Genomic DNA, 14,620 nt, shown 5'->3' with positions numbered 1-14,620 from the left:
ATGCCCTCACTGGCAGCTTCCGGGCGCGGCCGCGATGATCGCGGCCCGGCCTGCGGTGTCCGGCGACACGAACGGCGCCATGCCGCCCTTGCCGGCGGTGGCCAGCACGTACTTCAGCAGGTCGGTGCCGGCCGGCAGGCGGTTGGCGTTGATCAGGTCCCTGGACAGGTCATCGTAGCCGGCGAGCATGTCCGGCGTGGCGCCGTAGGCGAAGTTCAGGTCGCCCGGCGTGCCCTGCGGCTGGCACGCGGCGTTCGCGCCCCACACGTAGCTGCGCGCCACGTCGATGCTGCCGCCGGTGTAGTCGCGGATCAGGTTCGCCACCCAGTAGGCCATGTCGTCGCCTTTGCCGTTGGCGAGGTTGTTGAGGAACATGTTGTCCTCGAAGGCGATGCGGCCGCCGACGCGGATGCTGAGCAGGTCCTTGCGATAGCCGTAGAACACGTTGTTGAACATGTGCGACTGGCCGCGGCGCAGCAGCGGCACCCGGCGCAGGCCGTTGTAGGCGCTCTCGGCGTAGTGTTCGTCGGTGGTCACGTACAGGTTGTCGTGCACGGTGGTGGTGATCTTGCTGCTGACCGTCTCGCTGTCGCTCGAGCCGTGCAGGGAGGCGCGCTTGACGTTGACCAGCTTGTTGAACGACACGGTGATGTCGTGCGCGCCGACCTTGACGTCGTAGGCCGAGTCGCCGGTGTGCTCGAACGTGTTCTGGTGGATCCAGATGTCGTGCGATTCGCCGGTGGAGCGGATCATGTCCGGGTCGAGGTCGTGGTCCTCGATGTGCCCGGCGCCGACGAAGCGGTTGTTGGTGATGATCACGTTCTGCGAGGCGTGCGTGCTGGCGCTGTTGCTGTCGGCGCCGATCTTGAAGCCGTTGAAGAAGAAGTACGCCTTGCTGCCGCGGCCGTCGATGGTCGTGTTCGAGTCGATCATCTTCAGCTTGAGCGCGTTCAGGCTGCTGTTGTTGAGCCGGCTGTTGAAGAACGTGTTCTCGCAGGCCTCGCCGGCGGCCACGCCGCGGTTGGCGCACCACACGCGGTGGTCGCGGCATTCGGCGGTGGTGGCGTTGTCGAGCGCGGCGAGCACGCTCGGGTCGCTGCAGCCCAGCCGGTACATGGCCAGCTCGGTGTCGGCGGCGAAGTCGCGCTTGTCGAACACGATCCACTTGTAGTCCTGGGTGCTGATCGCATCGAGGATCTGCTGCTCGGGCGAGGTCGTGCCGTTCTTGGTGATCACCACCAGGCGGCTGCCGCCGGCCGGATCGTAGCCGCCGGTCGCCTTGTAGCCGAACCCCACCGCCGCGCCGAGCGAGTCGGCCAGGCACGCGACGATGGCCTGGTCGGTGGTCAGCACCGGCGATTCGCGCCAGTTCATGCCTGGGTCGTTGACCAGGGTCTGGCAGGCGGTCTGCGTGCCGGTGCCGCCCCCGCCGCCGCTGGGCGAGGAGATCACCACGCTGGCGGCGTTGGAGTCGTAGCCGGTGCCGTTGCCGTCGGTGGCGCGGACCCAGTAGTAGTAGGTTCCCGGCGCCAGCCCCGCATCGGTGTGGCCGCTGCCGCTCACGCCGGTGGCGATGCTGACCCGCCCGCTCGGGTTGGAATCGGTATCGCGGAAGACCTGCTGGCTGGCCGCGGTGCCGCCGGCGACCGACCAGCTCAACACCGCGCTGGTGCCGGACGCGGAGGCGTTGAGCGACACGCTCAGCGGCGCCGGCGTGGACGTGCCGCCGCCTGCATAGGTCTCGAATTCGGCCACCGCCGGCGTGGCCGACGAACCGGTGATCTCGAAGTTGATCTTGGTCAGCGCGACCGGCGCGAAGCTGATCGTGCCCGCGCCGGAGCCGGTGGCCAGCACCGCGCCGGTGTCGTTGTTGACCAGCCGCCAGCTGCCGATGCGGCCTTCATGGCCGGCCGGTTCGCGGATCACCACCGCGCCGACCGTGGTCGCCGCGCCCCACTTCACCGAGACGCGGCCGGTCGAGCCCCCGGGCGACCACCAGGTGCCCGGGTTGCCGTCGGCCACGTTGCCGTAGCTGGTGCCGCTGGCCTTGCTCGACCCGTCGGCCGAGGCGCCCAGGCTGAGGTTGGCGCCGCTCTGCGCCTGGGCGGATCCCGCCGCCACGGTTCCCGCGATTGCCACTGCCATTGCCAACAGACAACGCGATGCACATGACCTCATATCCATAAATCCCTCCGAAGTATGGTTGAGCCGGAACCGTGCCTCCAGGCGACTTCCGCTCCACGTCCCGTGGAGCGCCCCCGTACCTGCGCGCCGCGTCCCGGCGCGCAAGCCGCCTCCGTGCGGAGACGGCCGTCGCCGGCGCAACCCCGCCGCTCCGGCAGCGAGGGATGGCGCCGGCGGGTCGATCAGAACTTGTAGCGCGCTCCCAGGTAGTACTGGCGCCCGGTGACGGTGTACTTGTCGGGCAGCTCCAGGGTGGAATCGACGTAGCGGCGGTCGGCCGTGTCGAGCAGGTTGGTGGCCTCGAAGGTGACCGTGAGCTTCTTGGTGACCCGGTAGGACATGTTGAAGTCCACGTTCTCGACGCTGTACTTGCCGGTCACGTCCGCCGTGGCCAGCTTGTTGCCGTCCAGGTCCCACACGTCCTCCTGCGAGAGAATGTTGTTGATGTAGCCGTCGCGGTAGCTGGTGGACACGCGCGCGCTGAACTTGCCGTCGTCGTAGTACAGCGTGGCGTTGTACGAGTGCGGCGACAGGTTCAGCAGGTCCTTCTCGGTCACCGAGGTGGTGATGGTGGTGTTGCCGTTGCCCGCGGTGCTGAACAGGTACTTGATCTTGGAATCGACCTGCGTGTAGTTCAGCTGGATGCCGAAGTTGCGCCAGAACCCGGGCAGGAAGTCGAAGGCCTGCTGGTAGGTCAGCTCGAAGCCCTTGAGCGGGCCGCCGGGCGTGTTGAAGTAGCTCTGCACGTTGAAGATCGTGTCCGGCGTGAAGCCGACCGGCAGCAGGTCCAGCGAGTAGCCCATCCCTTCCCAGGTGGTCAGCATGCGCGTGCGCTGCACGTAGCTGTCGATGTCCTTGTAGAACACCGCGGCGGACACCAGCGAGCCCGGCCGGAAGTACCATTCCGCGCTGAGGTCGTAGTTGGTGGAACGGTACGGGTCGAGCTTGGGGTTGCCCAGGTTGATCGAGTAGTAGCGGCCGTCGTCGAAGTACTGGGTCGGGCCGCCACTCATGCTCGGCGACAGGTAGGCCAGGGTCGGGCGCGCCATCGTCTTGGCCGCGCCGAAGCGCAGCACCACGTCGTCGGCGACGTCCCAGGACAGGTTGAGCGAGGGCAGCACGTCCTTGTACGAGTGGGTGACCGCGCTGCGCGCGAGCCAGCGGTCGCCCGCCGCGTCGGTGGCGCTGGCCACGCCGAAGAACGGCTCGCAGGCGGCCGAGCGGTTCTCCGCGCTGCTGGCCTGGCAGGGCGTGTAGCCCGAGGCGGTGATCTGCGTGTCCACGTAGCGCACGCCGAGGTTGCCGCGCAGCGGTCGGCCGAGGAAGTCGGTGTTGAAGTCCAGCTGCAGGTACGTGGCCAGGCTCTTCTCGTTGACCTCGAAGTTGTTGTTGGACGAGCCGTAGTGGCCGATGCCGGCCAGGCGGTAGTCGCCGCCGGGCACGCCGGTGTCGCAGTTGCAGTAGATGTTCAGCAATTCGGCGACCTTGCCGAAGTCCGGCACCAGCCAGCTGCGGGGCACGCCGTCGAGGCTGCTGCCGAAGCCGCCGAGCGTGGTGCTGAGATCGCCGACCGTCACCCCCTCGGGCAGGCTCTGCGCGAGCCGGCCGTAGGCGATGTGCCGGTACTCCTGCGTGTCCATGTCGTAGTTCTTGTACGCCCCGCCGAAGCGGAGGGTGAAGGTCGGGTTGAGGTTGAACTCCAGGTCCACCTTGGCCGTGTCGAAGGCGTTGTTGACGTAGCTCGGGTTGAGCCGGACCTCGCTGATGTTGGTGCCGCGCGCGGTGCCGTTGGCGTTGACCGGCACCGCGCCGTAGCCGAGCCAGGCCCAGTTGCCGGGGTTGGACATGTCGAACGGGAACGTCATCGACGGGTAGTCGCCGCCGTTGCGCATGTCCAGCACGAACCCGTCGAGGTTGGTGTTGTCGAAGCTCACCATCGAGTACACCGGCCGCTCGTAGTCGGACTGCGAGTGCCCGACGACGGCGTTGAGCCGCACCGCGTCGTTGAAGCGGTGTTCCAGGTCCAGGCTGAACTGCTTGAACTCGGTGGTCTCGTCGATCATGCTCGACTCGGTGCGGAAATCGACGTTGTCGAACACCCCGTACACCAGCCGGTTCTGGTCGTCGACCTGCGCCTCGCGCACCACGATCTGGGTCTTGCCGCCGAGGTTGGCGGTGCGGTGCAGGTTGGCGCCGACCGAGTCCTCGCGCACCGTCTTGTCGAACTTGGAGTACAGCATGTCCAGGTTGAGCCGGGTGTCGTCGCTCACCTTGAACTGCACCGAGCCGGTCACGCCCAGCCGCTCCAGCTCGTGCTCGGTGCGCACGTAGCGCGGATAGCGCGGGATCCACGCGTTGGTGGCGGTCTCGTAGGCCTCGATGTTCTCCGGCGTGTTGGCCGGGCGGTCGATGCCGGTGCCGCAATGGGTGGCGTCGATGCCGTAGCTGCCCCAACCGTTGTTGCGGGCCTGGTTGGCGGCCGAGCCGACCCCGGCAGGCGTCTCGTTGGACAGCGGGTTGCGCGGCGTCTGCGGGTCGTAGCCGACCGGGCTGCAGAAGCCGTAGGTGCCGTTGTTGCTGGCGGTGGACTGGTTGGAGTTGCGGTAGTTGCCGTGCTCCCAGCGCACCGGGTTGTAGCCTTCCTCGCGCAGGTGGCGCTTGTTGTAGGACACCGACATCAGCGCGCCGATGCGCCCGTCCGCCCAGATGTTGCTGACCAGCGCCGACACGCGCGGGTCCTTCTTCTCGGACAGGTCGTTGTAGCCGTACTGCACCGAGCCGGCGGCCTGGAAGCCGTCGAAGTCGAACGGGCGTGAGCCGCGCAGGTCGACCGTCGCGCCCAGCGAGCCCTCGTCCATTTGCGCCGACTGGGTCTTGTTGATCTTGACCCGGCTGAACAGCTCGGAGGCGAAGGTATTGAAGTCGAAGCCGCGGCTGCGGTTGACGCCGTCGGTGCCGCTGCCGGCGGTGGCCAGCGCCTCCAGGCCGTTGATGCGCACGCGCGTGAAGTCCGAGCCCAGGCCGCGCACCGAGATCTGCTTGCCCTCGCCGCCGTCGCGGTCGATCGCCACGCCGGCGATGCGCTGCATCGACTCGGCCAGGTTGAGGTCGGGGAACTTGCCGATGTCCTCGGCGAAGATCGCGTCCACCTGCTCGACGCTGTAGCGCTTCTCGTCCAGCGACTGCTGCAGGCTCTCGCGGTAGCTGGCCTTGACCTCGACGCGGTCGAGGTCCTGCACGTCCTGCTCGGTCCTGGACACGGGCTCCTGGGCGGTGGCAGGCGCGGCCGCCAGCTGCAGGGCCGCGGCGATGGACAGCGAAAGCAGGGTGAACGCGGCGGGCACGGGGGCGCGCGGCATGGATACGGTCATCGATGTCTCTCCCTAGGACGCGCTGGCGGACCGCCCTTCCATCCCCCTGGGCGTTGCCCGCCTTGGCGCATGTCAATGAAATCCGGACAGAGGTCCGGCAAGGGCCGTGCCGCATCGCGGCCGGCCGGAGCGTCCGCCGGCGCGCAGGGCCGGCGGACGGAAGGCTCGCGTGGAGCGGTACTCAGAACTTGTAGCGGAAGCCCAGCAGGTACTGGCGGCCGGTCTCGCTGTACTGCAGCGGCAGCTCCCATCCCGAGCCGACCCACTCGTCGGACGCCTCGTTGGTGAGGTTGATGCCCTCCAGGCTCAGCTCGATGCGGTCGTCGATCTTCCAGCTCAGCGACGCGTCGACGGTGTTGACCGCGCTCATGCCGTGCACGTCGAAGCCGGCCTCGGTGGCGGGCACCTGGGTCAGGTACTTGTCGCGGTGGGTGTAGGACACGCGGCCGCTGAACTTCTTGCCTTCGTAGAACAGCGTGCCGTTGTAGGAGTTCTTCGACAGGCCGGTCAGGTCGGTGTTGAGCGAGTTTGCGCCGCTGGTGGTCAGGTACTGGATCTTCGAATCGACGTAGGTGTAGTTCACCTGCAGGCCGAGGTTGCTCCACTTGCCCGGCAGGAAGGTGAAGGGCTGGGTGTAGTTGACCTCCACGCCCTTCAGGTCGCCGCCGGGCGTGTTGAGCGGGACGCTGAAGGTGAAGTCGTCGTTGGCGCCCGCGCCGGTGCCCTCGAGCAGGCTCAGCGGCAGGCCGCTGGCCGAGTACGGCATCACGGTGCGCGCGGTCTGCACGAAGCTCTCGATGTCCTTGTAGAACAGCGCCAGCCCCAGCATCGCGCCTTCCTGGAAGTACCACTCGAAGCCCAGGTCGGCGGTCTTGGCGCGGATCGGGTCCAGGTTCGGGTTGCCGCCGCTGATGGTGCGCGCGCCGCCGGAGACGTTGACGGTCACGCCCGGGGTCAGGCTGCCCAGGCCCGGGCGCGCCATCACCTTGGCCGCGCCGAAGCGGACCAGGAAGTCGGGCGTGATCTCCGCGACCAGGTTCAGCGAGGGCAGGGTGTCGTCGTACTCGCGCTCGACCGTCGTGTTCACCGGCGAGCCGCTGACGGTGGCGTAGCCGGTCGAGGACTGCTTGGTCTTGACGTAGCGCACGCCCAGGTTGCCGGAGAACGGGATCGAGCCGATGTCGAAGGAGAACTCGCCCATCAACCAGGCGCCGCGATCCTTCTCCTCCACGCTGCGCGTGTTCACCGCGCGCTCGGCCAGGGCGAAGGTGCCGCTGTTGCTGTAGATGTCCAGCGCATCGGCGATGGCGTTCAGGTCGGGGATCACCCAGCTGTTGGGAGAACCGGTGATGCCCTCCAGGGTGGCGATCTCGGTATAGCCTGCCGGCACGGTCTTGGTGCCGTCGGCGAAGTTCGGCACGGTGACCTCCGAGGCGCGCCGGAATTCCTTGGTGCCGAACTTGTAGTTCTTGGCCAGCACGCCGCCCTTCAGGGTGAAGTTCGGGCCGAAGTTCCAGTCGAAGTCCAGGCTGGCGGTGTCGAAGTCGTTGTCGACGTACTGCGGGCGCAGGCGGATCTCGGCCAGCGTCCAGCCGTTCGGGTCGGTGGGGCTGATGCCGTAGTCGAACGCCGGGAAGCGGCTGTCGCCACGATAGTCGTAGCTGTAGCCGTCCACGTTGTACTTGTCCATGATGACCGTGGTCTGGATCGGGTTCTCGTGCTTGGACTTCGAGGTGCCGACCTGGCCGTTGATCTTGAACGTGTCGCTGAAGCGGTGCTCGCCGCTGAGCCCGATCTGCTTGAACACGGTGTTCCACTCGTCGTAGCGCTGTTCGGAGCGGATGTCGACGTTGTCGAACTCGCCGTACAGGAGCGCGCCGGTCGACGGATCGACATAGCCGTCCTTGACGATCATCTCCGGCTTGCCGTTCTGCGAGCGGCCGCGGCTGAAGCTGATCGCCTCGATGTACTTCTCGGTGCGCTTGGCGTCGATCTTGGAGTACAGCGCGTCCAGCGAGAGCTCGGTGTCGTCGCTGACCTTCCACTGCAGCGAGCCGGTGACGCCCAGCCGCTTCTGGTCGTGCTCCATCAGCGTGTAGCGCGGGAAGCGCGGGCTGAACACGTCCGCGCTGTTGGCCTGCGAGAACGGCGAGGACGGGTTGAAGCCGTTGTTGGCCGGGCCGTTGGCCCAGCGCCCGCTGTTGCTGCCTTCCTCGAGCAGCTGGCGCTCGGAGTAGGCCACCGACAGCAGGCCGCCGAAGGTGCCGTCCGCCCAGGTGTTGGCCACAAGCGCGGCCACGCGCGGGTCGGCCTTCTGCGACATGTCGTTGTAGCTGGCCTGGCCGCTGGCGGCGAAGGTGAAGCCGTCGTAGTCGAACGGGCGCGCGGTGCGCAGGTCGACGGTGGCGCCGAGCGAGCCTTCCTCGACGTCGGCCGAGGCGGTCTTGCGCACGATCAGCTGCGAGAACAGGTCCGAGGCGAACACGTTGAAGTCGAAGCCGCGGCTGCGGTTGGAGCCGCCGCTCTGGTCCGAACCGCCCACCGTGGTCAGCGCCTCCATGCCGTTGATGCGCACGCGGGTGAAGTCCGGGCCCAGGCCGCGCACCGAGATGTTGCGGCCCTCGCCGGCATCGCGGGTGATCACCACGCCGGGGATGCGCTGCAGCGACTCGGCCAGGTTGAGGTCGGGGAAGTTGGCGATGTCCTCGGCCACGATGGCGTCGACCATGCCCTTCTCGGCGCGCTTGATGTCCAGCGCCTTCTCGACGCTGGCGCGGTAGCCGGTCACGACGATGGTGTCGAGGTCGGTGGGATCCTGTGCCGCGGGCGCCGCGCCGGCCGGCGTGGCGGCGTCCTGGGCGAAAGCGTGGCCGGCCTGCAGGGCCAGGCCGATCGAGAGCGCGAGCAAGGTAACCGGTGTCTTCCGGCGATGACTACGAGATTGCATGTCCTCCCCTCCCAAGGGCACATGAACTACGCTGATATCCAGGCTGGTCTGCAGCGGATGACACCGCTGGTCAAAACGACGGTAGCAGGTGAAGAACGTGGTCACATCTTGCAGCGCAGCAGGAAATCCCCCCGAATCAGCGACTTGTCCCGCGACAGTCCCGGCGACAATGCCTTCCGCGGGGGCTTGCCGGACGCCGGAGGGGCGCGGATAGAATGACACCGATGGCCAATCACTCGCGACGGGTCCCCACCTCGTTTCGCGCCCCGACAACGAGGAAACGCAACGCATGACCCCGCACCGCATCGTCTGTTTCGGCGAACTGCTGCTGCGGCTGGGGGCCCCGGGCCACCAGCTGTTGCTGCAAACGCCCAGCCTGGAAGTCCACGCCGGTGGCGCCGAGGCCAACGTCGGCGTGTCGCTGGCGCACTTCGGCCATGCCGTGTCGATGGCCAGCACCGTGGCCGACAATCCGCTGGGCGCCTACGTCGCCGGCGAGTTGCGCCGGCATGGCGTCGATACCCGGCACGTGCGCCGCACCGAGGGCCGCATGGGCCTGTACTTCCTGACCACCGGCGCGGTCCACCGGCCCAGCGAGGTGGTCTACGACCGCGCCGACTCGGCCTTCGCCCTGGCCGACCCGGCCGGCTACGACTGGCGCGGCCTGCTGCAGGGCGCGCACTGGCTGCACCTGTCCGGCGTCAGCCCGGCGCTGGGCGACAACGTCGCGCAGGCCACGCTGGCGGCGGCCCGCACCGCGCGCGAACTGGGCGTGCGCGTGTCGTTCGACGGCAACTACCGGCCCAAGCTGTGGCAGCGCTGGGGCGGCGACGCGGCCGGGATCCTGCGCGAGCTGTTCGCCTGCGCCGACATCGCGTTCGCCGACCATCGCGACATCGGCGTGGTGCTGGGCGGGCGGTTCGAGCAGGACGATCCGCGCGAGCGCGTGCGCGCCGCCGCGCGGCAGGCGTTCGAGGCGTTCCCGCAGCTGCGCTGGATGGCCTGCACCCAGCGCACCGCGCACAACGTCGACCACCACGCGCTGGGGGCGATGCTGCTGCAGCGCGACGGCGGCGAAGCCGTGGCGCCGGAGGAACAGCTGGTCCCGATCGTCGACCGCATCGGCGGCGGCGATGCGTTCGCGGCCGGCATCCTGCACGGGCTGATCGAGGGCTGGGACATGCAGGCGACGGTGCGCTTCGGCCTGGCCGCGGGTTGCCTGAAACACTCGGTTCCCGGCGATTTCAACCCGGTATCGGTGGCCGAGGTGCAGGCGCTGGTCGGGGAAGGCCGCTACGACGTGCGGCGCTAGGCGCTAAGGACGCTGCGGGGACGCGCGCGATCCCTGCGTCGTCGTTTCCTGCGCCGGCCCGGCATACGTGAAGCGATCGCCGGCAAGCGGCGGCGTTTGCGCCGGCTGGCGCAGCGCATGCGTCTTCTGTTCGAACGCGAACCCGTAGCCGAGCAGGCGGGACTCGCTGGAGGCGGGCCCGAGGAAGGAGATGCCCACGGGCAGGCCTTCCGGCGTGGCGCCCGCCGGCACGGTCAGCTCGGGCCAGCCGGCCAGGCTGGCCAGGACCGGGCCATGGTTGCCGAACAGCCCGCGCGAATTCCGCGCCGGCGCTTCCCCGATGCGGTTGATGCGCATGGTCTGGGTCGGATAGACGATCGCGTCGAGCCGGTTCTGGACCAGGACGGCACGCATGGACGCCCTGACGAACTGCAACCCCTCGCGCACGGCGGCCTGGTAGTAGGCATCGGTCGACGCGGGCGCCCGGGCTTCGTCGCGGTAGCCGTCCAGCCGCCCCGGGTTGGGCGTGGCGCCCGCGGGCGGTGCGGCGTTGAGGGCCTCGCTCATCGCCAGGATCTGCGCATGGCTGCGCGGGAACCCCGGCGGGAACGATGCCGCCAGGTATGCATCGAGCGAGGGCGCGGACTCGGTCCGCACGATGATCGACTGCAGGTCGCCCGCGAGGCGGGGCAGCCAGAACGGCAGCTCGACGTCGACCACCGTGGCGCCGGCGGCCTCGAGCTGGGCGAGGGCGTCGCCCATCACCGCGTCCACGGCGGGATCGTCGCCGGAGAAGTCACGGCGTGGGAAGCCGATGCGGGCCCCGCGCAAGGCGTCCGCGCGGAGGCCGGGCAGGGTGCCGGTGGACGTCGGCCCGTTCCCGTCGCCCGCTCCATCGGTTCCTTCCAGCACAGCGAACACGAGCGCGGCGTCCGCCACCGAGCGGGCCATGGTGCCCACGGTGTCCAGCGTCGGCGCGTTCGGCTGGATGCCGGCGTAGCTGAGCGCCCCCGTGCTCGGGCGCAGGCCGACCACGCCGTTGGTCGCCGCCGGCCAGCGCGCCGAACCGGTGGTGTCGGTGGCGATGCCGACCGGCGCGTATCCCGCGGCCACGCCGACCGCCGTCCCGTTGGAAGAACCGGCCGGGCTGTAGGCGGGATCGTGCGGATTGCGCGTCTGCCCGCCCAGCGAGCTCAGCGGCGGCCCGGAGGCCAGTTCGCTCAGGTTCGCCTTGGCCAGGATGATCGCGCCCGCTTTACGCAACCGCGCGACCACCGTGGCATCGGCCTTGGGAATGGCGCCCTTCAGGCCGTAGAAACCGAGCGTGGTCGGCAGGTCGCGCGTGTTGATGTTGTCCTTCACCAGGACCGGGATGCCGTGCAGCGGCGAGCGGCGTCCCTGGCTGCGCCGCTCGGCGTCGAGCATGCGCGCCTGCTCGAGCGCGTGCGGGTTGAGGCCGATGATCGCGTGCAGGTGCGGGTCGTAGGCGCGGATCCGCGCCAGCGACAACTGCACCAGCCGTTCGGACGTCAGCGCCCCGCTGTCGATCGCGCGGTTGATGTCGGCGATGCTGGCCGTCTCGAGATCGAACGCGGTCTGCGCACGGCCGGGCGCGGCGATGCACGCCAGCGACAGGAGCGCTGCCAATGTCGTCGCGGAACCGCGGCGGAGCTGCATGGGGACGACCTCGCTGGCGCTGTCTCCGGCCGATCGCCTTCGCTCGTGGCGCCGCGGCGAAGCATACGGCGGAATGCCCGCTACGGTCCCGGCCGCGGATCGCCGTGCGCCGTCGCATCGCGCCGCCGGCGGGCCTCCAGTACCGCATAGCCGGCGATCGCCGCCAGCAGCGGTCCCAGGTAGTAGCAGGCGCGATAGGCCAGCAATGCGGCCAGCACCTGCGGTGCCGGCGCCTGGTGCCCCAGCAGCGGGATGAACACCGCCTCCAGCACGCCGACGCCGGCCGGGATGTGGGCGACCGCCGAGGCGATCGCGGCCACCAGCAAGGCGGCCAGCACCGCGGGATAGGTCGCGCCGGAGGGCATCAGCACGAACAGCAGCGCCCCCATCAGCGCCCAGTTCGCCGATGCCAGCACCAGCTGCAGCAGGGCGAGCGCCGGCGAGGGCAGGCGGAAATGGCGCCGGCGCAGGTGCAGCACGCGCCCGCGCGCGACGTGGCAGGCGACCAGGTACCCGGCAACGAGCGACAGCATGGCCGCGCCCAGCCACGGCAGCCTCGTCGCGCCGACCGGCCAGTTCGCCGGCACGCGCACCTGCCCGGACACGAACAGCACGCCCGCCAGCAGCAGGTAGCCCATCCAGTTGGTGGCGATGGCGAAGCCCACGATGCGGCTGATGGTGCCGACGCCGAGCCCCGCGCGCGCGTACAGCCGGTAGCGGAAGGCCGCGCCGCCGACCAGGGCGCCGAGGTTGAGGCTGAAGATGTACGCGATGACGGAAATCGCCATCACTTTCGGCGCGGGCAGCGCGTGGCGCGCGTAACGGCGTGCCGCCAGATCGAAGCCGGAATACAGCAGGTAACTGCACGCGGCCAGGGCCACCGCCGCCGCCAGCGTGGCGGCGGAGTAGCCGGACAGCGTCGCCCCGACCTGCGCCCAGTCCACCGAGCGCCCGTAGCGCACCAGCAACAACGCCACGCCCGCCAGGAAGACGAAGAAGGCGATCCGTCGCACGCGCTGCCAGCGGCGGCCGCGCGCGGGCTTCATGGCGCCGGCCCGCGCATGCGCGGCGCCTGCACCAGCGTGGTCCGCGGCCTGCGCGAGGACAGCCGGCCGGCCCACTCGGGGAAGTGGCGCAGCACGTGGAACAGCAGCGGCTGCATGAACCGGCGCCAGATGCGTCCGCGCGGCACGCTCGCCGGATCGACCTTGCGGCAATGCGCGTCCATCAGCCGGCCCAGGCGCCCGCGCAGCTCGCCGGCGAACGCGGCGTCGCGCACGAACAGGTTCGCCTCCAGGTTGAGCGACAGGCTCAGCGGATCGAGGTTGCTCGAGCCGACCGTGCACCATGCCTCGTCGATGACCGCGATCTTGCCGTGGAAGGGGCGTTCGCAGTACTCGAAGATCCGCACGCCCGCGTCCAGCAGGTGCCGGTACAGCGCCCGCGCGGCCATCAACGCCAGCGGCGTGTCCGGCTGCCCTTGGAAGACCAGGCGCACGTCGACGCCGCGCCGCGACGCATCGCACAGGTCGCGCAGGAAGCCATAGCCGGGGAAGAAATAGGCGTTGGCGACGACGATCTCCCGGCGCGCCGCGCGGAACGCCTGCCGGTACGCGCGTTCGATGCTCCGGGACCGGCGCGCGTTGTCGCGCGGCAGGAAGCACGCCTCGGCGCTTCCGGCGGCGCGCGCGTCGACCGTCGCGGCCGGCTCCCACCGCTCGCCGGTGCCGTACGTGGCCATGGCCTGGCGCATGAACGAGACGATGTCGGCCACGACCGGGCCTTCCACCTCCACCGCGTAGTCCTGCTTGGCTTCCGGGCCGAAGCCTGCCAGATGGTCCGCCGAGTAGTTGATGCCGCCGACGAAACCGACGGTCTCGTCGATCGCCAGCAACTTGCGGTGCATGCGCCTGAACACGTTGAGCCGGATGCCGAACAGCTTCGGCTGGGGATCGAACATGCGCAGTTCCACGCCGGCCTCGAGCAGCTCGGCGACGAACGCCGGCGACAGGTCGGGCGAGCCGAACGCATCCACCAGCAGGTGCACGTGCACGCCGCGCCGCGCCGCGGCGACCAGCCGGTCCTTGAGCGGGATGCCGACCTCGTCCTCGAACCAGATGAAGGTCTCCAGCAACACCTCGCGCCGGGCCGCATCGATCGCCTCGTACACCCTGGCGAAGTAGGCGTCGCCGTTCTCCAGCAGGCGCAGGCGATGGCCGCCGCGCCAGCAGGCGCCGATGTCCTGCCCGCCTCTCACAGCGCGATCCTCGCCCACAGCGGCACGTGGTCGGACAAGTGCGACCACGGCCGGCCCGACAGCACGCGCGCCTCGTCGATGCGCGCATTGCGCAGGTAGATGCGGTCGACCGGCAGCGCCGGCCAGCGCGAAGGGAAGGTCCTGGCGACGCGCCCGTGCGCATGCTCGAAGGCCTCGGTCAACCCGCAGCGGCGCAGGCGCGGATGGCCGCGCGTGCGCCAATCGTTGAAGTCGCCGGCGACGATCAGCGGCGCATCGGCGGGGACGCCGTTGGCGACGATGCCGCACAGCAGGTCGATCTGCCGGCGGCGATGCGCCTCGCGCAGCCCCAGGTGCACGCAGATCGTGTGCACCTCGACGGCATGCCCGGGGACCTGCACGACCGCATGCAGCAGGCCGCGCTGCTCGTGCCCCTGCACGGACACGTCGCGGTTCTCGAACGACGCGATGGGGAACTTCGAGAGCATCGCGTTGCCATGGTGGCCATGCGGGTAGATCGCGTTGCGGCCGTAGGCGAACTGCGGCCACAAGGTATCGGCCAGGAACTCGTACTGCGGCTCGGCCGGCCAGTTGGCATGGCGCCGCGCATGTCGCGCGTGCTCGCCCAGCACCTCCTGCAGGAACACCATCTCGGCCGACACCGCGCGCAACGCCTCGCGCAGCTCGGGCAGCACGAAACGCCGGCCGAGCAGGTTGAATCCCTTGTGCACGTTGACGGTGAGGACGTTGATCGAAGTCATGCGGCACGGGCGCTTGGAGCCGATGGCATTGTCCCGAGGGTGTACGCACCGTGACGTGACGGAAGGAGCATCTGTCCAGGCGGGATTTCGACGCGGGCTTAACGATGCGGTGTCAACCCGAGGCTCAATCATCGACTCCTCGACATCTTCCCT

General features: G+C 69.3%; 9 protein-coding genes. 2 read left to right on the top strand and 7 right to left on the bottom strand.

All coding sequences use genetic code 11. The features are described 5' to 3' along the window. Nucleotides 1–6: 6 nt before the first annotated feature. The 3 genes from M3M27_RS00640 to M3M27_RS00630 form a co-directional block, all read right to left on the bottom strand. Nucleotides 7–2,139, bottom strand: coding sequence for a hypothetical protein (locus M3M27_RS00640; protein ID WP_434026837.1), 2,133 nt, complete (start codon nt 2,137–2,139; stop codon nt 7–9). Nucleotides 2,140–2,366: 227 nt separating this feature from the next. Continuing rightward, entirely contained in the window at nt 2,367–5,555 is a 3,189-nt protein-coding gene (locus tag M3M27_RS00635; protein ID WP_434026836.1) for a TonB-dependent receptor, read from the bottom strand. A gap of 181 nt (nt 5,556–5,736) precedes the next feature. Further along, nucleotides 5,737–8,502 carry a TonB-dependent receptor gene (locus M3M27_RS00630; RefSeq protein ID WP_434026834.1) on the bottom strand — a complete coding sequence of 922 codons (2,766 nt, stop codon included), beginning with the start codon at nt 8,500–8,502 and terminating at the stop codon, nt 5,737–5,739. A gap of 21 nt (nt 8,503–8,523) precedes the next feature. On the opposite strand from M3M27_RS00630, the gene M3M27_RS00625 reads away from it, so the two are divergent. Both M3M27_RS00625 and M3M27_RS00620 read left to right on the top strand, forming a co-directional pair. After that, entirely contained in the window at nt 8,524–8,721 is a 198-nt protein-coding gene (locus M3M27_RS00625; protein WP_434026833.1) for a hypothetical protein, read from the top strand. Between the two features lie 70 nt (nt 8,722–8,791). Further along, nucleotides 8,792–9,814: a PfkB family carbohydrate kinase gene (locus tag M3M27_RS00620; RefSeq protein WP_434026832.1), complete on the top strand. Its 1,023-nt coding sequence runs from the start codon at nt 8,792–8,794 to the stop codon at nt 9,812–9,814. Nucleotides 9,815–9,817: 3 nt separating this feature from the next. Here the strand turns inward: M3M27_RS00620 and M3M27_RS00615 are convergent, their stop codons facing one another. From M3M27_RS00615 to M3M27_RS00600, 4 genes are all read right to left on the bottom strand, one after another. Then, entirely contained in the window at nt 9,818–11,470 is a 1,653-nt protein-coding gene (locus M3M27_RS00615; protein WP_434026831.1) for an amidase, read from the bottom strand. Between the two features lie 80 nt (nt 11,471–11,550). Beyond that, on the bottom strand, nt 11,551–12,516 hold the full coding sequence (locus M3M27_RS00610; RefSeq protein ID WP_434026830.1) for a lysylphosphatidylglycerol synthase domain-containing protein: 966 nt from the start codon (nt 12,514–12,516) through the stop codon (nt 11,551–11,553). Then, the gene (clsB, locus tag M3M27_RS00605; protein WP_434026829.1) at nt 12,513–13,727 is read right to left on the bottom strand and encodes a cardiolipin synthase ClsB; all 1,215 of its coding nucleotides are present in this window, start codon (nt 13,725–13,727) and stop codon (nt 12,513–12,515) included. Before clsB ends, M3M27_RS00610 begins: the two co-directional genes overlap by 4 nt. Further along, complete coding sequence (locus M3M27_RS00600; RefSeq protein ID WP_434026828.1) at nt 13,724–14,467, bottom strand: endonuclease/exonuclease/phosphatase family protein; 744 nt, start codon at nt 14,465–14,467, stop codon at nt 13,724–13,726. Before M3M27_RS00600 ends, clsB begins: the two co-directional genes overlap by 4 nt. Nucleotides 14,468–14,620: the final 153 nt, after the last annotated feature.

The sequence above is a fragment of the Xanthomonas boreopolis genome (genome assembly GCF_046529185.1).
Classification (GTDB): Bacteria; Pseudomonadota; Gammaproteobacteria; order Xanthomonadales; family Xanthomonadaceae; genus Pseudomonas_S; species Pseudomonas_S boreopolis.
The sequence above is the reverse complement of the archived record's forward strand: the minus strand, read 5'-3'. Positions and strand labels throughout refer to the sequence as shown.